Raw genomic sequence first — 20,815 nt, 5'->3', positions numbered from 1 at the left:
TATTTGCTTACGATTTTGATGAATTGATTAAACATAAATGCAAAGTATATTTCTTATAATAAAACATGAGTTTATAACTATATAAGTTTAAGAATATGTATCGGTTTAACCATTTTCAACCTGTTTCTCGTGAGTTGATGATTAAAATTTCAATCCTAAAAACAATGATGTATTGTGGTGTACTTTGGGGTCTTTATCATCAAGGTTGGGCAATCAAATCTGATCAAGATGGTCACGTATTCCCTTTTTGGCTAAATGGCGTCCAAGCACACCGTTATGCAAAATCACATTGGAAACATTACCAACCACGTAAAATAACACCTAAAGATTTTCACGAATCGTTGCTTCCTACTTTGACCCGATTACAAGTTGAACCTGCTTTATTTAATTCTTCGCACAGAAAATTCAAACTTTCTACTCAACAAATGCAGCACTTTTTCTTTATGCCAAAAGATACTGTAATGCCAGCAGTATAAAGCATCTAATCAATGATGACTTTTTAAGCACTTACATTAAAAAGTCATCATCGAAGATAAATTAGGGCTTTGCATTTAAAAAAAATACCGTTAAGTTAAATGAAAATGACAATACAACACAGGTGGATAAATAATGACAATCGTTGCTCAAGTCATCAAGAATAAAGCAGTACAATCTATTTTTACGATTTCACCAAATGCGACTGTACTTGAAGCAATTAAAATCATGGCAGATAAAGGTGTTGGTGCTTTAGTCGTTGCAGAAGATGAAAAAGTGGTTGGAATTTTCTCTGAGCGTGACTATACACGTAAAATCGCCTTGATGGAGCGCTCTTCAAATAATACGCTTGTTTCGGACATTATGACTTCAAAAGTGATTTCTGTAAGCTTAAACAATACAGTTGAAGAATGCTTAAACTTAATGACAGATCGTCATTTACGCCATTTACCTGTTCTTGAGAATGAAAAATTAGTTGGTTTTATTTCAATTGGTGATTTAGTCAAAGCTGCCATGGAAGATCAGCGTGTTTTAATTGAACAGTTACAACAGTATATTTCTGGCTAAGTGATTAATATAAAAAAGGGCAATTAAATTGCCCTTTTTTATTTACAAAAATCAACCTTTCAAGAAATTCTGAATGGCTGGTACAAGACGCTTAAGAAGATCGTCTGCTTGTTCTTGTGTCATGTTTAATGGAGGAAGTAAACGAACCACTGAACCTGCGGTTACGTTAACAATTAATTTGTATTCATCACGAGCGATTGCAACAATTTCTGCACAATCTTTAGGTAATTGAATACCAATCATCATACCAAAACCACGAACTTGAACATTCAAATCATTTAAATGCACTTTGAGCTGTTCAACTATGTATGCACCGACTTTAGCAGCATTTTCTACAGCATTTTCATTTTGAAGTGTGTCAATCACTGTGTAAACAACACGTGAACCTAAAACAGTTCCACCATACGTCGAACCATGACTACCAGCACCCAATAGTCCAACTGCTTTACCTTGAGTCATGACCGCGCCAACAGGAAAACCATTTCCTAAACCTTTTGCAGTTGTCATCACATCAGGAACTATATTGGTGTGTTGGTATGCAAAATATTTACCTGTACGACCATTACCAGTTTGGATTTCATCAAGCATCATCAACCAATTGTGCTGATTACATAGTGCACGAACTTCTTCTAAATAGCTGAAGCCTTGTGGAGCAGTATTGACACCACCTTCACCTTGAATTGGCTCAATCAAGATAGCAACAATGTCAGGATGATTGATCGCAGCTTCCTGGATTGCCTCAATATCACCAAATGGAACTCGAATAAATCCTTCAACCAATGGCGCAAAACCTTCCTGAACTTTTTTATTCCCTGTTGCAGACAAGGTTGCCAAAGTACGACCATGAAAAGATTGTTCAGCAACGATAATTTTAGGATTACTCACACCTTGCTGCGCACCAAATTTACGCGCAATTTTAATTGCACCTTCATTTGACTCAGCACCGCTATTTGAAAAAAAGATTTCTTCCATTCCTGAAACTTCAGCAAGTTTCTGCGCAGCAGCTGTCTGCCAAGGAATTTCAAATAAGTTACTGGTGTGTACTAATGTTGCAGCTTGCTCTGCAATTGATTCTGCAATCACAGGATGAGCATGACCTAAACCACATACAGCAATACCTGTCAAAGCATCTAAATATTCAGTGCCATCTGCTGTATACAGATACGCCCCTCGTCCTCGAACAAAACTGATCGCTTGGCGACCATAAGTAGCCATAAGATGTGAAGGTTGATCAGGTTGCACAGGAGCAAGAGTGATATTAGTCATAACAAACTCAATCTATCGTTAGTTGTGTTGAAAAAGGTTATATAAGCAAAAACCTGTGTAGATTGAAAGCTTAAACTCACATTTATACAAGAAAAATCTTTAGCAATAGCCCGCAGCTAATTTTTCGGTATATAATTTGGAAAGATTAGTTGAGGATCTATCTATGACGGAACAAGCGCGTGATACAGTAGCGTTAATTCGTGATCAAATTGCGAAACACCCTGTTTTACTTTACATGAAAGGCACTCCACAATTCCCGCAATGTGGTTTTTCAGCTCGTGCAGTTGAAGCACTTAGTCAAATTGGTCGTCCATTTGCCTATGTAAATATCTTAGAGAACCAAGATATTCGTGCAACATTACCTCAAATTGCAAACTGGCCTACTTTCCCACAGTTATGGGTAAATGGTGAGCTTATTGGTGGTAGCGATATCATGCTTGAGATGTTCCAAAATGGTGAATTAAAACCATTAGTTGAGCAATATAGCCCAGCACCTGAAGCATAAGCTTAAAAAGCCAATCTCTTGATTGGCTTTTTTATTACTTACAACTTAAACCGATATAACGAAACATCCCTTCGACGCCCAAATCTGATTTTAAAATAAGCACATCTTCATATGTTGACTTTGAAATACTAGAAAAGATATTCATATTGGCATCTTCATGAATTTCATCAACAGATTGTGACAAAGTTTCTTCAAAACGATCTGCTATATATTCAAATCCCAAGTCCATAGCGATAAATAACGTATGATCACATGGTTGGATATATTGCTCTTGTTCCCAATCTAGTACAGCTTGTTGACAATATGGGCAGACAATATTTTGAGTTGAATCGGCAATATTAATAAGTTGATAAGACATGATGATAAAGCTTAAGAAATTAAAAACAGTTTAAAAGAATATCGTAATCAAAGCTATTCAGCTCAGGAGTATTTAGCACATGGTCTCTATAGAACAAGCTATCGCTTTTGCCGCTACAAAGCATATGGGACAAGTCGATAAGGCGAATGCCCCTTATATATTACATCCTTTACGCGTCATGATGAACGTCTCAACGATTCAGCAAAAAATTGTAGCCGTGTTGCATGATGTTCTCGAAGATACTAATACTACTGTAGATGAACTATATGAATTAGGATGTGATAACGATATTGTTGAAGCAATTCTGGCATTGACTAAACTAAAGGGTGAATCTCGAACTGAGGCTGCAAAACGCACCCTTCAAAACCCTATAGCACGTGTTGTGAAAATTGCAGATATCACTGACAATATGGACTTATCGAGGATTCACTCACCTACAGATAAAGATTTTGAACGAATTAAAGAATATCAACTGGTTCGCGATATTTTGACACAAAGTATTTAATCAATCGGTTTATACTAACCTAGAACTTATAAAAGCTGGAGTTTATGGCGGAATGCTAACGGATTTAGATGATTTTTACTGCTTTGCACTGGTTGTAGAACATGGTGGTTTTAGCGCAGCCGAACGTGCAACTGACATTCCAAAATCTAAGCTTAGCCGTAGGGTCTATAATTTAGAAGAACAATTAGGCGTTCGCCTCATTCAACGTAGTTCTCGACATTTTGCTGTCACTGATATTGGTATGGATGTCTATAGACACGCTCAAGTCATGATGAATGCCGCGCAAGCAGCACATGATGTGGTTAATCACTTAAGTAGCGAACCTCGTGGCGTGATCAAAGTGAGCGTGCCTGTCGACATCGCCCAAAACCAAATGGCCAAAATACTACCCGCTTTTTTGAAGAAATATCCCGAAGTACGCGTGCAAATGATGGTCAGTAACCGTCGTGTTGATGTTATTAATGAAGGTATTGATCTAGCTTTAAGGGTTCGTTCTAAATTAGATGATGATCCCAATCTCGTATTGAGAGAGTTTGAAGCAATAGAACAACGTCTTTTTGCCAGTCAAGCATATCTTAATGAATTTGGACACCTGAATACACCTGAAGAACTGAGTAAACACCGTATTATTAGTATGTCAGAAGATCATCTCGATCAACAATTCTTATTAAGCGGCCCAAATAATCAACAACAAAAAATTAAAGTTAATCCAGTGATTATGGCTTCCAATCTTTTAATGTTGGCAGAACTTGCAAGCCAAAATTGTGGTATCGCTTTATTACCAGATAGTATTGCTCAAGATTTTGTAAAATCAGGACAATTAGTAAAAGTATTACCAGAGTGGACTGCACCTCATGGTATTTTTCACGCTGTATATCCATCGAGAAGAGGTTTGCTACCTGCAGTACGTGTATTTATTGATTATCTGGTTGAACAACTAACGATGTGCTCTACAAGAAAAAGGCCTGATTTTTAATCAAGCCTTGATGATTCGAAACCCTTTAAATTGAAGGATAATGTCCAGTTCCATTTGGCCATGGCGTCAATAGCTCAAATCCATCATCTGTCACAGCAACCATGTGCTCCCATTGCGCTGACCAAGATTTATCCTGAGTAACAACCGTCCAACCATCACTCAACTCTTTAACAAATGGTTTCCCAGCATTAACCATGGGTTCAATCGTAAATACCATGCCTTTCTTCAGCACCATACCCTGACCTTTTTGCCCGTAGTGCAAAATGTTTGGCTGTTCATGATATACGCGCCCAATTCCATGACCGCAATACTCTCGGACAATACCATAGCCTTCACGCTGTGCTACTGATTGAATTGCATGACCAATATCACCTAAAGTCGCACCGGGTCTTACAGTATGAATACCAGCAAGCATCGCTTCGTAGGTAGTTTCTACTAATTTTTTTGCTTCAGGAGTAGGTTCACCCACAAAGTACATTCTACTGGTATCACCAAAGTAACCATCTTTGATGACAGCTACATCAATATTTAAAATATCACCTTCTTTTAAAATCTTCTTTGCAGAAGGAATTGCATGACAAACCTCTTCATTGACGGAGATACACGTAGTCTTCGTAAAACCATGGTAGCCAACATTGGCAGGTATCACTTGCAGCGTATTTACAATGTAATCATTACAGATATCATCGAGGTATTCTGTACTTACGCCAGGCTTAATAAACTCGCCTATCATTTCTAAAACTTGTGCCGCTAAACGTCCTGAGATTCTTAACTTCTCAATATCTTGTTCCGTTTTGATGGTCACAGTAGAAGCTCTCATTCGAGATATTCCTTATTAAAAAATAATAAAATCAAAAAATAATGCATAGGCGTTGCATTCATCATTTCTATAGTTTTACGCCTTAGCTTTCAAATGTTCAATCCTTTTATGGACAAACACCAATTAATTGTACATTTAATTTAGATTTTTATCATAATATCCTCATATTTAACCCATTTTTTCACTTTTAAAATCATTTCAAACAATTATGTTTACCAATCCTAATTATATGATTTACAAGCTTTCTTTTTAGTCAAAAATCAATCAATTTTCACATAAAATTAGTTTCAAAAGAGAACATTTTTGGTCTAGAATTCGCACTTTTATTTTAAACCTCCCATTTTATGAATCATCTTCGTACAGGAGATATTATTGCCTTAGGTTTTATGACCTTCGCACTGTTTATTGGTGCAGGTAATATTATTTTCCCACCTATTGTCGCACAACAAGCAGGTGAACATGTTTGGCTTGCTGCTTTTGGTTTTTTAATCACTGCAGTTGGTTTACCAGTGCTTACCATTATGGCTTTATCGCGAATGCAAGGCTCAATCGAGATTATTAGTTCTCCTTTAGGTCGATTTGCTAGCCTTTTATTAACAATTGTTTGTTATCTCTCTGTTGGTCCATTATTCGCTACTCCACGGACTGCGACAGTTTCATATGAAATTGGTTTTGCTCCTTATTTTGGAACTTCGAGTAGTAGTTTATTTATATATAGTGTGATTTATTTTGCTCTAGTGACTGCTGTATCACTCTACCCAAATAAGCTGTTAGACACTGTAGGGCATGTTCTTGCGCCTTTAAAAATTATTGCACTTGCAATTTTAGGTATTGCAGCAATTGTTATTCCGACTGGTTATATCTCACCGCCGATCAACAACTATGTGAGTAGTCCAGTATCTGAAGGCTTCGTTAATGGTTATCTCACCATGGACACGCTTGGTGCATTGGTCTTTGGTATCGTAATTATTCAAGCAATACAATCACGTGGTGTGACAGACTCAAAACTGATAACTAAATATGCAATTATTGCAAGTTTAATTGCAGGTGTTGGACTTACACTCGTATATATCAGCCTATTCAAACTTGGTTTGGGTAGTCATGAAGTTGCTGCAAATGCTGACAATGGCGCTATTATTTTGCATGCATATGTTCAACACGCATTTGGCGACTTAGGTTCTATCTTCCTGACTGGATTAATCTTTTTAGCATGCATGGTGACTGCTATTGGGCTAACCTGTGCTTGTGCTGAATACTTTACTGAATTGACTGGTCTACCATATAAATTACTTGTTTTTATCTTGATCGGTTTTTCATTGGTCATTTCGAATCTTGGCTTGACTAAACTTATTGCATTTTCAGTACCAGTGCTTAGTGCTATCTACCCACCAGCTATCGTGGTTATTATGTTGAGTTTTTTCTGGAAATTCTGGAATAAACCATCATTAGTTGTTGGATCAGTTACTACAGTTGCTTTCATTTTTGGAATTATCGAAGCGGTAAAAGCTGCGGGATTCAACGAATATTTACCAGTTTTCCTTCAACATCTACCTTTGAATGAACAAAATTTGGCATGGCTACTTCCATCTCTTATCGTACTGGTGGTAACTACTGCTATTGATCGAATGCGTAAAGAAAAAATTTAAAATGATTTGTCGTTAAAATGATGTTTTATCCAAACATGATTTTAGCTATACAGAAAATGTTCTTTTATCCAACGTTCATTTTTTGTTTACGACAAATCTTTTTAGCTGTTAAATTAATGATTTCTGGTTTTATTATTTTCTATTTCTAAATGTAAAAAAAACAACAATATCATAATTAAAAATACTAACAATCACCAAATAAAATAATATTTTCATATATAAATCAATACATTCTAAAATTTATTTTCAAAATAGTCTTTCTACCTATTGAAATCCCTAAAAATAAGCAGTACAACTTTAAATTCAATTCTGACAAAAACGATTAGGTTTCTGTCATCACGACTCAAGGAGGGATGGAGATGTTATCATTACATTTCAACAAGCAAGTCTTCATTAACACTCTGAAGGCAAACGATTCGATCGTATATGCAATCACAACACTCGCACTTATGGCTACGTTGTTATTACAAGGCACAATTAAAGGTAATTTGAAACCTGAATATTTCGCCTATGCACTGATCGTTTCACTAGCCTTTTGTACGTGGGGTATTGTGGACCGAAAGTTTCGACAGATGAGCGCTGAGCGTCAAAAAAACTAATTTACAAAAATGGATGAATCATCATCCATTTTTTATTGGAAATAAATAATTGTTCCGTAAAGCAATAAAGCTGTTGCACCCAGCTCAACCACTATCAAACTAAACATTATAAAACTCATACACCATGTTGGTAGTGTCCAACGTCCCAATTGATGAGGTTGTTTAAATTGATTAGTTGTGTCTTTTAAAAAGCCATGGATTATGTAAGTTAGTATCGACACCGAGAAAAAGAACAGATTCGCAACAACGCAAAATAACTTTGTAGTTTCACTCAAAACACTGAAATAACTTAGACATGCCAAAATTAAACTGGCACTTGCATATAACAAACTACTACGATGCGCTATATCTACATAATAATGAGCTCTTGATTGTGGAGATCTTCGAATTTGATAATATTTCCAAACGCCTGTTAACATTCCTACCCAAAGAAAAATTCCACTAAAAATTATTGCTAATTCCATTGCTTGGTTAAATTTCACAACTATATCCATTTGATTTGTTTAATTAATAATCTTGATTCTACCTTTATTTGACTTTTTAGTCATTTTTTATGTAAGTTTCTTTTTGGAACTTGTGTAAAGTAATTAGAAATAGTATTGAGCTCTCCGTTATGAATACCTATGAATCTTTTTGGATCAGCTGTAAAGATGGTTATCAACTTTCAGCTCGATACTACGCTTCTGAAAATAATACAAAACAGTTTCCAATTCTGGTTTGTCCAGCAACTGGCATTACTCAGAACTTTTACAATTCATTTGCACAATGGCTGAATCAACAAGGTTATCAAGTTCTCACCTTTGATTTCAGAGGAATTGGTGAGTCATTACATGGCAAATTAAAAGATTCTACAGCAAGTATTGATGATTGGGGTTTATTGGATATACCAGCTGCAATTGACTCACTAATCAACAAAACCCACGCACAACAGGTGATTATTATTGGTCATAGTGCTGGCGGGCAGTTGCTTGGTATCAACCCTTCTTATGAAAAAGTTGCCAAGGTATTAGCTATTGCGGGTTCTACAGGTCACATCAAAGGTCTAAAGGGAAAAACTAAGTTATTAGCTCCTGTTATGTTCAACATTATTTTCCCTGTTTCAAGTTTATTTAAAGGATACGGTGCGACACAATTCATCGGCATGGGTGAAAACCTACCGAAAAATGTTGCAAGACAATGGGCTGAGTTTTGTAGTAAACCTGGTTATGTAATCAATACCATTGGTAAAACTATTTTTAATGACTATCATCAGGAGATTAAGTGCCCTATCGTTTCGTTTTGGGCTACAGACGATGAAATCGCTACAGAAACCAATGTCAAAGATTTATTACGATTGTATCCAAACGCTGAAACCAAATTAGTTCAACTTGATCCACAGAAACATGGTTTTAAAGAGATTGGACATATGTCGATGTTTAAAAAGAGCCATAAACAACTATGGTCAATCATAGAAAAAGAAATCACCGTCTAATAAATAAGTACCCTCTTCACTTTACGCATCTAAATACGTAATCCTGTTTAGATGCGTCTTTTTCCCACATCCAATTCAGCCTTGGATCACTCCAAAATTAATTAATTAAACTAAATTGACCGCCAAATTTATTAAATTTTCTACATCTGTGTATTTTATTGATCAAAAAACAGCATAAAAATGTGATAAAGAATGTATTAATTCACCTTTTTAGAGTATTTATTCTAGTTATTTTTTAACCATATGTTTAACTCAATTATCTGTATTTGATAGTATTTATTATATAAATATGTTGATTTTTATATTTTATGACATTTGAGACAGAAGTTTTCGCCTTTAAAGTCACGTCAAATATTGTATTTATTTTCTACAATAGCTATGTTCGAAAGATAGACTGATTTATAGAAAAACTGTCTATCTGAAAGAATGTGTAGAATAGATAAAACCATCATAAATAACATTTTTATATGTTTTTTCGATGATTTTTTTATTCAAAATAAAGATAGCTGTAGAGCTTCTTTAAGGAAGATTTGTTATAAATGAAATGGTGGAAAATTCAATCAATCTTGGGTTTTTCAGCAAGTCGTGAAGACACTTCATGGAATTCAAGAGTTGGTTAACCAATTCACAGTAACAAGCATAGGAAATAAGTAAATGCCTAAAAAATATGCGCGTTTTTTACCTACAGCCGAATCATTTAACTTAGAAGATTTCCCATATTACTGGATTTCTCAAGTAAATGCTCAGTACGTTCAAAACATCGACAACGTACTTAAAAAGTATGGTTTAGACAATTCTCGCCGTCGTATTTTACTTGCATTGAATGTAAAACCTCATGCTAGCGTATCTGAACTATCAGATATGGTCATTTCAAAGATGTCTACGACAACTAAAATCGTCTATCGCTTGAAAGATGAAGGTTACATCGAAACTTACTCTTGCAAAGAAGATGGTCGTATTACGCGAGTTTTTCTGACAGATAAAGGAAAAGAAATGATTGTTAAAATTAATGACCTGACTTCAGTCATTTTAGAACAATCTTTCGATGGTTTAACTCCATTGCAAATAGAAAAAACAATGGAAATCTTAAAACATATGTTTAAGAATTTATCACGTTGATTTAATCAAATTTAAAAAAAGCTTCCTATAAAGGAAGCTTTTTTATTTTCGAATCTAAAATAAATCAAACATATTGAGCTGGGGTGTGATTTTCTCAATTTTAGGTTTTGGTACATGTAAACATTCAAATTCCTCTACAGGAAAACCATTCATAAAATTAATTAATTGATACGGCTGTTTTAATGTTAACCACTCTTCTAATTGTTCATGAGGAATAATAACAACTGATCTTTTGACATCACCAGGTTCATGGAAATCCTTCATCATCGGATGATCTATAGCATCCATGGTTAACATCGCAGCTGAACGAATTATTTTGTCATTTAATTTTCTAATCTCATAAAGTGCTGCAATATAAAATGCCCGCCCATCTTTACGCTTTACAGCCCAGCGTTGTGGCTTGTTATCTATATATTTGCTTTCATAAAACTCAGTTACAGGGATTACGCCAAACTTACATTTGTTGGCAGATTCTTGAAAACTTGGTTTCTGAAAAATAGTTTCGTGACGTGCATTATAAGTATGTTTTGAAATATTAAGATCTTCTGCCCATTTAGGTACTAAACCAAACAGAACTTCCCTCCACTCCAAACCTTGTTCAGATTTAAACAATAATGGAGTTTTATAACTTGGATAAACCTCTTCTTCATAGGCAAAAGATACAAGCGGCAATTCAAGTTGCTTTACTTGCTCCAGTGTGATGGGTTTAAAGTTAGCACACATAAAAAATGATCTTCAAAATAATAAAAGCCTCCGAAGAGGCTTTTATTTTAGATGAAATTAATCACCTGTATAGCCTTTAAGTTTTAAACGTGCAGCATGCAACAATGGCTCTGTATAACCAGATGGTTGCTCAGCACCTTTGAAAATCAAATCAGAAGCAGCTTGGAAAGCGATGCCATCAAAGTTTGGTGCCATTGGCGTATAAAGTGGATCATTCGCATTCTGTTGATCTACAATTACAGCCATCCGTTTTAATACTTCTTCAACTTGTTCACGCGTTACGATACCGTGACGTAACCAGTTTGCAACATGCTGAGAAGAAATACGTAATGTTGCACGATCTTCCATCAAACCAACGTTGTTGATATCTGGAACTTTAGAACATCCAACACCTAAATCAACCCAACGAACAACATAACCTAAGATACCTTGACAGTTATTTTCAAGTTCGTTGTTTAGTTCTTCTGCTGTCCAGTTAGTTTCCGGAGCAAAAGGAGGTGTTAACAAATCATCCAAAGTCAACATGTCTTGAGATGCTAATTCATCTTGACGAGCTTTTACATTGATTTGGTGATAATGCATTGCGTGAAGTACTGCACCTGTTGGTGATGGAACCCATGCACATGATGCACCCGCATTTGGATGTGCTGTCTTAGTCGCCAACATGTCTTTCATGCTGTCTGGTTTTGGCCACATACCTTTACCGATCTGTGCCTTACCTTGTAAACCACACTCTAAACCAATTGCAACGTTACGATTTTCGTAAGCAGCAATCCATTTTTGAGTTTTAACAGCTTCTTTACGAACAACTGGTGCAGCTTCCATAGAAGTATGGATTTCATCACCCGTACGATCCATGAAACCTGTGTTAATGAAAATTGTACGGTCTTTTGCAGCTGCGATACAGTTTTTCAAGTTTACAGATGTACGACGCTCTTCATCCATAATACCGATTTTAAGTGTTTTAGCAGGCAAACCAAGAGCTTGTTCAGCGCGTTCAAACAACTCAACCGCAAATGCAACTTCTTCTGGACCATGCATTTTTGGTTTAACGATATACATCGAACCTTTACGAGAGTTATGGTTTTCGTTTTCACCACGGATATCTACAATGCTTAGTAACGGAGTTACTAGAGCATCCATAATACCTTCGAAAACTTCTTCACCTTCAACAAGGATGGCTGGGTTTGTCATCAAGTGACCAACGTTACGAAGAAGCATCAATGAACGACCATGTAAAGTTGTCGTTCCACCGATCAAGTTTTTAACAGTACGATCTTTATTAAGAGCACGAGTAACTGTTTTACCGTTCTTCTCGATTGATTCTTGTAAATCACCCTTCATTAAGCCTAACCAGTTACGGTAGCCTTCTACTTTTTCTTCAGCATCAACAGCTGCTACAGAATCTTCCAAATCTTGAATAGTTGTAATTGCTGCTTCAAGTGTTAAATCTTTAACGCCTGCTGCATCAGTTTTACCAATTGGGCTATTCGCATCGATATCGATAATTACGTGCAAGCCATTGTTTAATAAAACAACTTCTGTAGGGTTTTCTGCTTCACCATTAAAGCCAACGAATTGTGACTCATGAGCTAAAGAAGTAGTAGAACCATCTTTCAACGTAACAACTAAACGGTTATGTTCAATTGCGTATTTAGTCGCATCAGCATGTGAACCTTGAGTCAATGGGAAAGTTTGATTTAAGAAATCTTTAGCAAAAGCAATAACTTTGTCGCCACGAACAGGGTTATAACCCTTGCCCTTTTCAGCGCCGTTTTCTTCCGAAATTACGTCAGTACCATAAAGTGCATCGTATAATGAACCCCAACGTGCATTAGCAGCATTTAAGCAATAACGTGCATTACGTACAGGTACAACAAGCTGTGGACCAGCTAATAATGCGATTTCTTCATCAACATTTTCAGTTGTAACTTTGAAGTCTTCAACTTCAGGAACAAGATAACCAATTTCAGTTAAGAATGCCTTATAAGCATTTAACTCAAATTTATTATTGCGGTGCCATTCATCAATTTTAGCTTGTAGCTCTTCACGCTTCGCTAATAATGCTTTGTTCTTAGGGCTAAGATCGACAACGACTTGCTCGAAATTTTTCCAGTAAGTTTCACTATCTAAACCAGAACCTGGTAAAGCTTCATTTTCGATGAAATCGTAAAGTTCTTTAGCAATCGCTAGCTTGCCTTTTTGAATACGTACAGTCATTGTCTTTCCTGATGGTGCTAACTTTTTATAACAAGAATCCTAGTATACTGATTTATACTAGCCTGAATAGTAATATCACATTCCTAAATAGTAAGCATTTTCTCAATTAGAAGTATTGACAACTACGAGATTTAGTAAATCAAAACTTTAAATTAAAATTTTACTTATTCTATGAGGATGTAATGATCTCACAGTCTTAAAAACACATTTAGTTATAACAAAAATCAACCAAGAATAAAGCTTTCTCAGTATCAAAATATAAAAAAAAGCATTCCGAAGAATGCCTTTATAAATTATGAAGTTTTAGCCATATCAATTTGGCGATGTTCAGAGTGCAGATATGCATCTGATTGCATTTCTAACAATCTGGAACGTGTACGTTCAATTTCAAATGCTAATTTAGATCCTTCATATAACTCAATAATCGAATCTTCTGAAGTAATCAATAATTTAACGCCTCTGTCATAGAATTCATCGACCAAATAAATAAAGCGACGAGTTCCTTCCGAAAGGAAATCTGTTAAATGTGGAACATTACTAACTAACACAGTGTTGTAGATATTTGCGATTTCAATAAAATCAGCGGGGCTTCTCGGTTTAAAACATAATTCTGAGAATTCACACCATAAAACATCTTCTGTATGCCCGAGTGTTTCAACTACACGATTATTAATCATAATCGGTGAGTTTGACTTCACTTGAGTCTGAGTTAATGCGTTGAAACGCTCTAACATCCATACTTGAGCATCAGCACTCAATGGATATTTAAACAATTGAGCTTGCTTCAATACACGTAGTCTGTAATCAATTCCTGCATCAACATTTAATACTGTGCAATTTTTTTGTACACATTCAATCGTTGGCATGAAACGGTCACGATGGATACCATTTTTATATAAGCCTTCGGGTGCAATGTTTGAAGTTGCAACCAGTGTGATACCACGTTCAAATAGTTTTTGAAACAAATCACTCAGGATCATGGCATCCGTAACATTCGATACAAAAAACTCATCAAAACAAATTACAACAGCATCTTTATAAATCTGATCTGCAACCATATCCAAAGGATTGCGCTGACCAGAAAGTTTATTTAACTCTTTATGCACGTGCTGCATAAAGTGATGAAAATGCAGACGTATCTTGCGGCGGAAAGGCACAGATTCATAGAATTGATCCATCAACCATGTCTTACCACGACCAACACCTCCCCACATATAAACACCTTTTGGGTATGTTTGTCTGCGGAAACGTCGAAATGCTTTTTTTGAAGCTTTATAGCGAGTGAGTAACTCTTTCCATACTCGATCTAACTCTTGCACTGCCTGCGCTTGAGCTTCATCAGGCATAAATTGCCCTGACTCAAGAGCTTGAGCATAGCGCTCAGCAGGCGATGTTGGTGTATATGCAGTGCTATGTGAGTCTGGTTTAGAATTTAACATAAGGCGTTATTGCAATTTTAATTGGTGAAAATTATATCGAACATTGAGTTCAAAGACATTAGATTTTAGGCTTAATTATCATAGAGTTTAAACATCATAATGTACCATTTTTAAGCATTTAGTTTTTTCGATGATATTGTCGAGGACTTCGTCCAAACCAACGTTTAAATGCATGGTTAAAGGCTGCTGGCTCTGAATATCCCAACATTTCTGCAACCTGCTCGATCGAATAGGCACTATTTTCGATAAATTTAATGGCTTTTTGTTTAATTAATCGCTCTCTAATTTCTTTATAACTGGTTTTTAGCTGTTGCAGTTGATGCCTTAATGTTCGTTCAGGAATATTGAGTGCGCATGCTGTTTCTGACATCGTGGGAATTACCCCATTTTGCATTTCAAGATACCCTTCTACGTACTCTACGATTGTTAAAATACCATCAGAGCTTTTTTCGAATTTCTCGATATCTTGTAAGCACTTTTCCTCATAAATTCGATAAGTTAATACATCTGCTGAAGGTACTTTTATGTCTAGAATTTCTACGCCATGCATAATAAATGCCGCTTGATGACATCCAAACTTAACATCATGTCCATAATAAGCTTGGTAAGCCTCAGTCCATCGCATATCTTTAGGATGTTCAAAAGGTAATTCGATCTGGATTTTAGGAATTTCTAATCCCATCATTTTAAAAATATCTTGCAGGAACTTATATGTACCAGAAATCTCACATTGCGCACGTAACTGCCCCAAATGTGTATTCAAATCTATTGGTGTATAAAACAAGTAAATTTTATTATCGGTAATATTTAGCTGTAGTGAACCAAACAAATGTGTAAGTTTCTGAAAACGTATACCGTTCAAAAGTGCTTTATGTAAGCTTTCACTAGTGACTAGTAACATCAAAAAAGGACCGTAACCAGCTAATGCATAGTGCTGACCTATTTCGAGACCTTGTTCTGGAGATATATCCTCGCTAATATGTTTTAAGATATCCCATTCGATTTCGTCTGGAATTATTGTACTTGGATCTAAAGCGTCAGCATGTATCCCCATATTTGCCAAACGTGCGTCCACATCTATCCCAACATGTCGCATGCCTTGAATTAAATACATCAATCCGAGGATAGATCGCTTCATAATCCCAATTACTATTCACAAAACTTTAATGTTTTACTCGAAATATACAAATAAGTGTATTGCCGAAATGATCAAGTTTTGCGTCTGTACAATCATATTTAATCTCACCAAAACCTTTAAACTTGCACAAAATTTAGATGTGTAGGGCGTGGACTATGCGTGATCAAACCAAAGATGCCATTCAAAAAACAAAAGTTGCAATTATCGGTGCAGGTTTTGGTGGTTTAGCAATGAGTATTCGACTATTACAAAGCCAAATCAATGATTTTGTAATCTTAGAAAAAACCAACGATGTTGGTGGTACATGGAGAGAGAACCAATATCCAGGGGCAGCTTGTGATGTTCAATCACACATGTATTCTCTATCGTTTGCGCCTAAAACAGATTGGTCAAAGCGTTATGCTGAGGCTGATGAGATTTTTGATTATATTCAAGAAATCACAACTCAATACAAGCTAAGAGACTATTGTAAGTTCAATCATGAAGTTACCAATGCTACATTTGATGAAAATCGTAATGTTTGGACTTTAAAATTTAAAGACCAACCTACACTTGAAGCTCAATTTGTAATTTTCGCATCTGGCCCATTACATGTTCCACAAATTCCACATTTAAAAGGAATTGAAAACTTCAAAGGTAAAGTTTTCCACTCTTCTCAGTGGGATCACAATTATGATTTGAACGGTAAATCTGTAGCTTCAATTGGCACTGGTGGAAGTGCGATTCAGTATATTCCTGAAATTGCAAAAGATGTTAAACAACTTTATGTGTTCCAACGTACAGCAGCTTGGGTGATTCCACGTGATGAACGTAAATACTCTCAACTAAGCAAATCTTTATTCAAAGCATCAAATATCTATCGTCAAATTCATCGTAGTCGTTTGTATTGGACAAATGAGTCACGAGTTGTGCCAATTGTACAACCACAAATCATGAAATATGGTCAAAAGCTTGCTGAAGCCTTTATCCGCCTCCAAGTAAAAGACAAAGAACTCGCTAAAAAACTTACTCCAGATTTCGTAATGGGCTGTAAGCGAATTCTAATCTCAAATAAATATTTCCCTACATTCAATCGTAAAAATGTTGAACTAGTCACTGATAGCGTTCAAGAAATTACAGCGAATGGAATCGTGACTAAAGATGGCAAAGAACGTCAAATCGACTGTCTGATTTATGGTACTGGATTTATTACTGATCCACGTATCTATCTCAAACACTTTGATTGCTTTGGTCGTAACGGTATTGAGCTGAAACAAGCTTGGAAAGATGGCGCAGAAAGCTATTATGGTATTGCAACCAAGAATTTCCCTAATTTATTCCAATTATTAGGTCCGAATACGATCCTTGGTCACAACTCTGTAATTTTCATGATTGAGTCACAAGTAAATTATATTCTCCAGTTAATTCAAACTGTCGATAACACTAAAACTCAAGCTGTTGAAGTTAAGCATGCCGTTCAAGATCAATTTAACGATCGAGTTCAAGAGCAGTTAAAAGGCACTGTTTGGCAAGCCGGCGGATGCAGTAGTTGGTATCAAGCTGCTGATGGAAAGAATTTCTCATTATGGCCGACGTATACTTGGAAATATTGGTTAGAGACTCGCAAAGTAAATGTTGCTGACTATAATTTCCTTAATAACTCAGCGATTACGAAAACAAATGCAGCATAGTCAATAATTCTTCATAATAAGCAGGTTATTCGTAACCTGCTTTTTTTATGCAATCTGTCATTCTAATTTTTCAAATTTTTATTGCGATTAGCTTAGGCTATTTTATTGCACCAAGACTTTCTAAAAATTTGAACAATCTCATTTTTAAAATTCTTCCATATTTTTCATATGTGTTATTGGTCAGTGTTGCTTTTGAATTGACACAAGCACTCAACCAAATTGACAACCCGACCACAATCCTACCTCCTGCACTTTTAATAGCTTTTACCACCTCTATTTTCGCATTTGGTATTTGTTTAATTACATATAAGCTTATTGATCGGCAAAGCGTACAAGGTAAAATTTCATTTAATCTTTTTTTTAACGCCTTAAAAAATATAGCGAAAGCTTTTTTTGCATTAGGATTTGGTATTCTATTAGGACTAATAATTAACCATAGCAATATACAGTTTACATTTAATAGCTGGTATCTACTTTTAGTTTTTATCTTTTTAATCGGTATCGAACTCGCACATACACAGTTTGATCGTAGTTGGTTAAGTTGGAAAATACTCTTAGTACCATTTGCTGCATTTGTAGGTTCATGCTTGGCGTCTATATTAAATTATTATCTTTTAGCTAAAACCTTTAAGTTAAATGAAGTTTTAGCTTTATCACAGGGTTATGGCTGGTATTCAATGTCTGGCATTCTATTTACTGAATTGCATTCTGCAAAGTATGGAGGTATTGCCTTACTCACTGATTTATTCCGTGAAATTTTTGCAATTTTATTAATGTATTGCTTAGGTTGGCGTTTTCCTCGTTCCGCGATATCGAGTGCAGGTGCAACATCTATGGATGTCACTTTGGCTATGGTCAAGCAATCATGCGGGACTCATTACGTACCACACGCAATGATGAGCGGGCTAATATTATCTTTATTAGCTCCACTCTTAATCAGCTTATTTCTGAATCTAAAAATCTAATTTATTGAATTAGATGGAAGCTAAAATAGATTTTAACATTTCAGTTGGTTGAGCCGCTTTGGTAATTGGGCGGCCAATTACTAAATGAGTAGATCCATCAAGCATCGCTTGTTTAGGTGTTACGATTCGTTTTTGATCATCTGCATTTGTACCTTCAGGTCGAATACCAGGTGTAACTAAAGCAAACTCTTCACCCAGCATTTCACGAAGAATTTTAGCTTCTTGAGCTGAACAAACCACGCCATCCAAACCACTATCTTTAGTAAGCTTTGCTAGACGTTTCACATGATCAACAGGTTCGACATCTAAACCGATATCTAACAAATCCTCTCTACCCATAGAAGTAAGAACAGTCACAGCGATTAATTGTGTTTGGTACTGACCTAGTTTGAGACGTTCTACACAAGTTTCCATCATCTTACGACCACCTGAAGCATGAACATTTACCATCCATACTCCTAGATCAGCAGCCGCACAAACAGCTTGCGCTGTCGTATTTGGAATATCGTGAAACTTAAGATCGAGAAAAACTTCAAAACCTGTATCTTGTAATTTTTTTACAATCGATGGACCTTCATGCGTGAAAAGCTCTTTGCCCACTTTTACTCGACAAAGTGTTGGATCAAGTTGTTCAACAATAGTCATAGCTTCGTATTGGCTTTTTGCATCTAATGCAACAATTATACTCAAGAGCTTTTCTTCCAAGTCAGTTAAAGGCGCTATTATAAATAGGTTTTTGCAGAAGTGTAAAATATGATTAGCAGGACTTTGGTTGATGTATAAGCATAACCGCTACAATTTAAAATAAAACAAACGGTAAAATAAGTTATATTTTAATCCTAAAATAACGACAATAAGGAATAATAATGCAAGCTATCAAATCGACAATACAGCATAAAAAAATACAGTTTAGCAATCATCACTTCTTTCATATTCTTAAAAATGAAAATCTGACAATTGATCAAAGGTTAAAATTTTTACCAGATTTAGCTCATTTTATTATGAGTTTTTCAGATCTTAATAAATATGTCTTACCTTATGCAAACCCACAGAATAAATATGAAGAGGCAATAAACTTACATTGCAAGGAAGATGCAAACCATTGGCCTTGGTATCTATATGATCTCAAAAAACTAAATTTAGATCAGTCTCAATTATTGAGCGATACATTGAAATATTTATGGGGAGATGAAATGTCCCCTAGTAGAAAAATTATCGTATGAGTTAGTTTCACTAACATCAAATCAATGTCCTTTTATTCGATATGTTGCTATTGAAGTGATGGAGGCTACAGGAAATGTTGTATTCAATGTTCTTAATGAGATAACTAAAGAGGCAAGTCTAAATCTAAAATTTTGTAGTGAAATACATTTATCACATGAGACTGGGCATACTATTGGTGCTGGAACAGATGTTTTCGACGATTATCCAACGTCTACAGATATAAAATTGAAATCGATTATCGTGATTGAAAAAAGCTTTAATGCTTTTGCCAAATTTATGGATCAGCTAGAAAATAAATTAAAAGAATAGATCTTTGGTTGAAGATTTAAAATTCAAAGCATCTAAAAATACAAAAAGGCTATTTCACTTATGAAATAGCCTTTCGAATATTAAAAATATTAAAACGTAGTCGTTTTATCATTCGAATGAACATCTAAAACAGTTTTCTCATGCCGAACACTCGCAGCAGCTTCAGCCGCAGCTTGCTGAGCAAGTTGAATCTGTTCTTTTCTCAAATGATCAATATCTTTACGCAAGCGCTTAATTTCCCAACTATTTTGAAAAACTCGGAAAACTTGTACACCCAGCAATAATCCAACCACGATACCTAAAGCAAGTGTTAGCAAAAGCAATAGACCTAATCGCATGGCTGGAACTTGAGTAAACAATAAATCTACTTGCAATTCCGCTGGATTCTGTAGAACCAATGCTAATGCGTAACCAAATATAGCAACAAGTAATGCAATTAATACATAGCGCATAATTCGCACCTCACTTATTTAATTTATTTTTTATTTAATTGACTCGTTTACTGCATCACGAAGAGCTTTACCTGGTTTGAAGTGTGGTACTGCTTTTGCTGCAACATCAACTGCCTTACCAGTTTTAGGATTACGGCCTAGACGTGGTTCACGATGATGTAATGCAAAGCTACCAAAACCACGAATCTCTATACGATCACCACTCGAGAGCGCTTCAATCATTTGATCAATCATGATCTTAACTGCATCCTCAACCAAAGGCTCAGCTAAGTGTGGGTTTTTAAGTGCAATCCGTTCAATTAAATCAGATTTATTAAGTGCTTCAGTCGTCATTGATGACCTCTTTAATTATCGCTACTTTTCAATGTT

General features: G+C 35.7%; 24 protein-coding genes. 13 read left to right on the top strand and 11 right to left on the bottom strand.

The genetic code is table 11. From position 1 onward, the window contains the following. The first annotated feature begins 95 nt into the window (after positions 1 to 95). Together H2677_RS07500 and H2677_RS07495 are read left to right on the top strand one after the other, a co-directional pair. Complete coding sequence (locus H2677_RS07500; protein ID WP_004911409.1) at positions 96 to 476, top strand: DUF2750 domain-containing protein; 381 nt, start codon at positions 96 to 98, stop codon at positions 474 to 476. A 133-nt stretch (positions 477 to 609) separates the two neighbouring features. Continuing rightward, positions 610 to 1,041 (top strand): CBS domain-containing protein, encoded by a 432-nt coding sequence (locus tag H2677_RS07495; RefSeq protein ID WP_004911413.1) that lies wholly within the window; start codon positions 610 to 612, stop codon positions 1,039 to 1,041. A gap of 51 nt (positions 1,042 to 1,092) precedes the next feature. Here the strand turns inward: H2677_RS07495 and H2677_RS07490 are convergent, their stop codons facing one another. Further along, positions 1,093 to 2,307, bottom strand: a complete 1,215-nt coding sequence (locus tag H2677_RS07490) for an aspartate aminotransferase family protein (RefSeq protein WP_212639508.1) — start codon at positions 2,305 to 2,307, stop codon at positions 1,093 to 1,095. A gap of 163 nt (positions 2,308 to 2,470) precedes the next feature. On the opposite strand from H2677_RS07490, the gene grxD reads away from it, so the two are divergent. After that, on the top strand, positions 2,471 to 2,812 hold the full coding sequence (gene grxD / locus H2677_RS07485) for a Grx4 family monothiol glutaredoxin (RefSeq protein WP_004772459.1): 342 nt from the start codon (positions 2,471 to 2,473) through the stop codon (positions 2,810 to 2,812). Between the two features lie 34 nt (positions 2,813 to 2,846). Here grxD and H2677_RS07480 read toward each other — a convergent pair whose 3' ends face one another. Next, positions 2,847 to 3,170: a hypothetical protein gene (locus H2677_RS07480; protein ID WP_004954140.1), complete on the bottom strand. Its 324-nt coding sequence runs from the start codon at positions 3,168 to 3,170 to the stop codon at positions 2,847 to 2,849. Between the two features lie 79 nt (positions 3,171 to 3,249). Here H2677_RS07480 and H2677_RS07475 point away from each other — a divergent pair, with 79 nt between their 5' ends. Continuing rightward, entirely contained in the window at positions 3,250 to 3,675 is a 426-nt protein-coding gene (locus tag H2677_RS07475; protein WP_004962139.1) for an HD domain-containing protein, read from the top strand. A 52-nt stretch (positions 3,676 to 3,727) separates the two neighbouring features. Then, complete coding sequence (locus tag H2677_RS07470) at positions 3,728 to 4,651, top strand: LysR family transcriptional regulator (protein ID WP_004954132.1); 924 nt, start codon at positions 3,728 to 3,730, stop codon at positions 4,649 to 4,651. A gap of 25 nt (positions 4,652 to 4,676) precedes the next feature. Here H2677_RS07470 and map read toward each other — a convergent pair whose 3' ends face one another. Beyond that, positions 4,677 to 5,471: a type I methionyl aminopeptidase gene (gene map, locus H2677_RS07465; protein ID WP_212639507.1), complete on the bottom strand. Its 795-nt coding sequence runs from the start codon at positions 5,469 to 5,471 to the stop codon at positions 4,677 to 4,679. A 344-nt stretch (positions 5,472 to 5,815) separates the two neighbouring features. On the opposite strand from map, the gene brnQ reads away from it, so the two are divergent. Beyond that, positions 5,816 to 7,117 (top strand): branched-chain amino acid transport system II carrier protein, encoded by a 1,302-nt coding sequence (gene brnQ, locus H2677_RS07460; RefSeq protein WP_212639506.1) that lies wholly within the window; start codon positions 5,816 to 5,818, stop codon positions 7,115 to 7,117. 359 nt (positions 7,118 to 7,476) lie between these two features. Then, on the top strand, positions 7,477 to 7,716 hold the full coding sequence (locus H2677_RS07455) for a hypothetical protein (protein ID WP_004911434.1): 240 nt from the start codon (positions 7,477 to 7,479) through the stop codon (positions 7,714 to 7,716). Between the two features lie 32 nt (positions 7,717 to 7,748). Here the strand turns inward: H2677_RS07455 and H2677_RS07450 are convergent, their stop codons facing one another. Then, on the bottom strand, positions 7,749 to 8,210 hold the full coding sequence (locus H2677_RS07450) for a hypothetical protein (protein WP_212639505.1): 462 nt from the start codon (positions 8,208 to 8,210) through the stop codon (positions 7,749 to 7,751). Between the two features lie 119 nt (positions 8,211 to 8,329). Here H2677_RS07450 and H2677_RS07445 point away from each other — a divergent pair, with 119 nt between their 5' ends. Beyond that, entirely contained in the window at positions 8,330 to 9,187 is an 858-nt protein-coding gene (locus tag H2677_RS07445) for an alpha/beta hydrolase family protein (RefSeq protein WP_212639504.1), read from the top strand. A gap of 654 nt (positions 9,188 to 9,841) precedes the next feature. After that, positions 9,842 to 10,306 (top strand): MarR family winged helix-turn-helix transcriptional regulator, encoded by a 465-nt coding sequence (locus H2677_RS07440; protein WP_004911447.1) that lies wholly within the window; start codon positions 9,842 to 9,844, stop codon positions 10,304 to 10,306. 54 nt (positions 10,307 to 10,360) lie between these two features. On the opposite strand, the gene H2677_RS07435 is transcribed toward H2677_RS07440, so the two are convergent. The 4 genes from H2677_RS07435 to H2677_RS07420 all read right to left on the bottom strand — a co-directional run bounded on the left by H2677_RS07435 (position 10,361) and on the right by H2677_RS07420 (position 15,826). After that, positions 10,361 to 11,029: an SOS response-associated peptidase gene (locus tag H2677_RS07435; RefSeq protein WP_099948601.1), complete on the bottom strand. Its 669-nt coding sequence runs from the start codon at positions 11,027 to 11,029 to the stop codon at positions 10,361 to 10,363. 57 nt (positions 11,030 to 11,086) lie between these two features. Beyond that, on the bottom strand, positions 11,087 to 13,249 hold the full coding sequence (locus H2677_RS07430) for a malate synthase G (protein WP_212639503.1): 2,163 nt from the start codon (positions 13,247 to 13,249) through the stop codon (positions 11,087 to 11,089). Positions 13,250 to 13,542: 293 nt separating this feature from the next. Next, positions 13,543 to 14,688 (bottom strand): cell division protein ZapE, encoded by a 1,146-nt coding sequence (gene zapE, locus H2677_RS07425; protein ID WP_039047976.1) that lies wholly within the window; start codon positions 14,686 to 14,688, stop codon positions 13,543 to 13,545. Positions 14,689 to 14,806: 118 nt separating this feature from the next. Continuing rightward, positions 14,807 to 15,826 (bottom strand): AraC family transcriptional regulator, encoded by a 1,020-nt coding sequence (locus H2677_RS07420; protein WP_212639502.1) that lies wholly within the window; start codon positions 15,824 to 15,826, stop codon positions 14,807 to 14,809. Positions 15,827 to 15,981: 155 nt separating this feature from the next. On the opposite strand from H2677_RS07420, the gene H2677_RS07415 reads away from it, so the two are divergent. Both H2677_RS07415 and H2677_RS07410 read left to right on the top strand, forming a co-directional pair. Beyond that, positions 15,982 to 17,496 carry a flavin-containing monooxygenase gene (locus H2677_RS07415; protein WP_212639501.1) on the top strand — a complete coding sequence of 505 codons (1,515 nt, stop codon included), beginning with the start codon at positions 15,982 to 15,984 and terminating at the stop codon, positions 17,494 to 17,496. Positions 17,497 to 17,543: 47 nt separating this feature from the next. Then, the gene (locus H2677_RS07410; RefSeq protein WP_212639500.1) at positions 17,544 to 18,461 is read left to right on the top strand and encodes a lysine exporter LysO family protein; all 918 of its coding nucleotides are present in this window, start codon (positions 17,544 to 17,546) and stop codon (positions 18,459 to 18,461) included. A gap of 9 nt (positions 18,462 to 18,470) precedes the next feature. On the opposite strand, the gene pyrF is transcribed toward H2677_RS07410, so the two are convergent. Then, positions 18,471 to 19,166, bottom strand: a complete 696-nt coding sequence (gene pyrF, locus H2677_RS07405) for an orotidine-5'-phosphate decarboxylase (RefSeq protein WP_212639499.1) — start codon at positions 19,164 to 19,166, stop codon at positions 18,471 to 18,473. Positions 19,167 to 19,327: 161 nt separating this feature from the next. On the opposite strand from pyrF, the gene H2677_RS16035 reads away from it, so the two are divergent. Further along, entirely contained in the window at positions 19,328 to 19,684 is a 357-nt protein-coding gene (locus tag H2677_RS16035; protein ID WP_228301675.1) for a hypothetical protein, read from the top strand. A gap of 55 nt (positions 19,685 to 19,739) precedes the next feature. Then, entirely contained in the window at positions 19,740 to 19,994 is a 255-nt protein-coding gene (locus H2677_RS16030; RefSeq protein WP_228301674.1) for a hypothetical protein, read from the top strand. 89 nt (positions 19,995 to 20,083) lie between these two features. On the opposite strand, the gene H2677_RS07395 is transcribed toward H2677_RS16030, so the two are convergent. Together H2677_RS07395 and H2677_RS07390 are read right to left on the bottom strand one after the other, a co-directional pair. Further along, positions 20,084 to 20,446, bottom strand: coding sequence for a lipopolysaccharide assembly protein LapA domain-containing protein (locus tag H2677_RS07395; protein ID WP_212639498.1), 363 nt, complete (start codon positions 20,444 to 20,446; stop codon positions 20,084 to 20,086). Between the two features lie 30 nt (positions 20,447 to 20,476). Next, positions 20,477 to 20,779: an integration host factor subunit beta gene (locus H2677_RS07390; RefSeq protein WP_004911476.1), complete on the bottom strand. Its 303-nt coding sequence runs from the start codon at positions 20,777 to 20,779 to the stop codon at positions 20,477 to 20,479. Positions 20,780 to 20,815 lie beyond the last annotated feature (36 nt).

The organism is Acinetobacter junii (assembly GCF_018336855.1).
Taxonomy (GTDB): Bacteria; Pseudomonadota; Gammaproteobacteria; order Pseudomonadales; family Moraxellaceae; genus Acinetobacter; species Acinetobacter junii.
This window is presented reverse-complemented; position numbering and strand designations above follow the sequence as displayed.

Bases quoted from the DNA above. Each gene is read 5' to 3' on its own strand.
- H2677_RS07410 (WP_212639500.1), top strand. From the start codon at position 17,544: ATGCAATCTGTCATTCTAATTTTTCAAATTTTTATTGCGATTAGCTTA.
- brnQ (WP_212639506.1), top strand. From the start codon at position 5,816: ATGAATCATCTTCGTACAGGAGATATTATTGCCTTAGGTTTTATGACC.
- H2677_RS07395 (WP_212639498.1), bottom strand. From the start codon at position 20,446: ATGCGCTATGTATTAATTGCATTACTTGTTGCTATATTTGGTTACGCA.
- H2677_RS07430 (WP_212639503.1), bottom strand. From the start codon at position 13,249: ATGACTGTACGTATTCAAAAAGGCAAGCTAGCGATTGCTAAAGAACTT.
- H2677_RS07390 (WP_004911476.1), bottom strand. From the start codon at position 20,779: ATGACGACTGAAGCACTTAATAAATCTGATTTAATTGAACGGATTGCA.
- H2677_RS07455 (WP_004911434.1), top strand. From the start codon at position 7,477: ATGTTATCATTACATTTCAACAAGCAAGTCTTCATTAACACTCTGAAG.
- H2677_RS07475 (WP_004962139.1), top strand. From the start codon at position 3,250: ATGGTCTCTATAGAACAAGCTATCGCTTTTGCCGCTACAAAGCATATG.
- H2677_RS07500 (WP_004911409.1), top strand. From the start codon at position 96: ATGTATCGGTTTAACCATTTTCAACCTGTTTCTCGTGAGTTGATGATT.
- H2677_RS07445 (WP_212639504.1), top strand. From the start codon at position 8,330: ATGAATACCTATGAATCTTTTTGGATCAGCTGTAAAGATGGTTATCAA.
- H2677_RS16035 (WP_228301675.1), top strand. From the start codon at position 19,328: ATGCAAGCTATCAAATCGACAATACAGCATAAAAAAATACAGTTTAGC.
- H2677_RS07495 (WP_004911413.1), top strand. From the start codon at position 610: ATGACAATCGTTGCTCAAGTCATCAAGAATAAAGCAGTACAATCTATT.
- H2677_RS07470 (WP_004954132.1), top strand. From the start codon at position 3,728: ATGCTAACGGATTTAGATGATTTTTACTGCTTTGCACTGGTTGTAGAA.
- grxD (WP_004772459.1), top strand. From the start codon at position 2,471: ATGACGGAACAAGCGCGTGATACAGTAGCGTTAATTCGTGATCAAATT.
- H2677_RS07490 (WP_212639508.1), bottom strand. From the start codon at position 2,307: ATGACTAATATCACTCTTGCTCCTGTGCAACCTGATCAACCTTCACAT.
- H2677_RS07435 (WP_099948601.1), bottom strand. From the start codon at position 11,029: ATGTGTGCTAACTTTAAACCCATCACACTGGAGCAAGTAAAGCAACTT.
- H2677_RS07420 (WP_212639502.1), bottom strand. From the start codon at position 15,826: ATGAAGCGATCTATCCTCGGATTGATGTATTTAATTCAAGGCATGCGA.
- map (WP_212639507.1), bottom strand. From the start codon at position 5,471: ATGAGAGCTTCTACTGTGACCATCAAAACGGAACAAGATATTGAGAAG.
- zapE (WP_039047976.1), bottom strand. From the start codon at position 14,688: ATGTTAAATTCTAAACCAGACTCACATAGCACTGCATATACACCAACA.
- H2677_RS07450 (WP_212639505.1), bottom strand. From the start codon at position 8,210: ATGGATATAGTTGTGAAATTTAACCAAGCAATGGAATTAGCAATAATT.
- H2677_RS07440 (WP_004911447.1), top strand. From the start codon at position 9,842: ATGCCTAAAAAATATGCGCGTTTTTTACCTACAGCCGAATCATTTAAC.
- H2677_RS07480 (WP_004954140.1), bottom strand. From the start codon at position 3,170: ATGTCTTATCAACTTATTAATATTGCCGATTCAACTCAAAATATTGTC.
- H2677_RS07415 (WP_212639501.1), top strand. From the start codon at position 15,982: ATGCGTGATCAAACCAAAGATGCCATTCAAAAAACAAAAGTTGCAATT.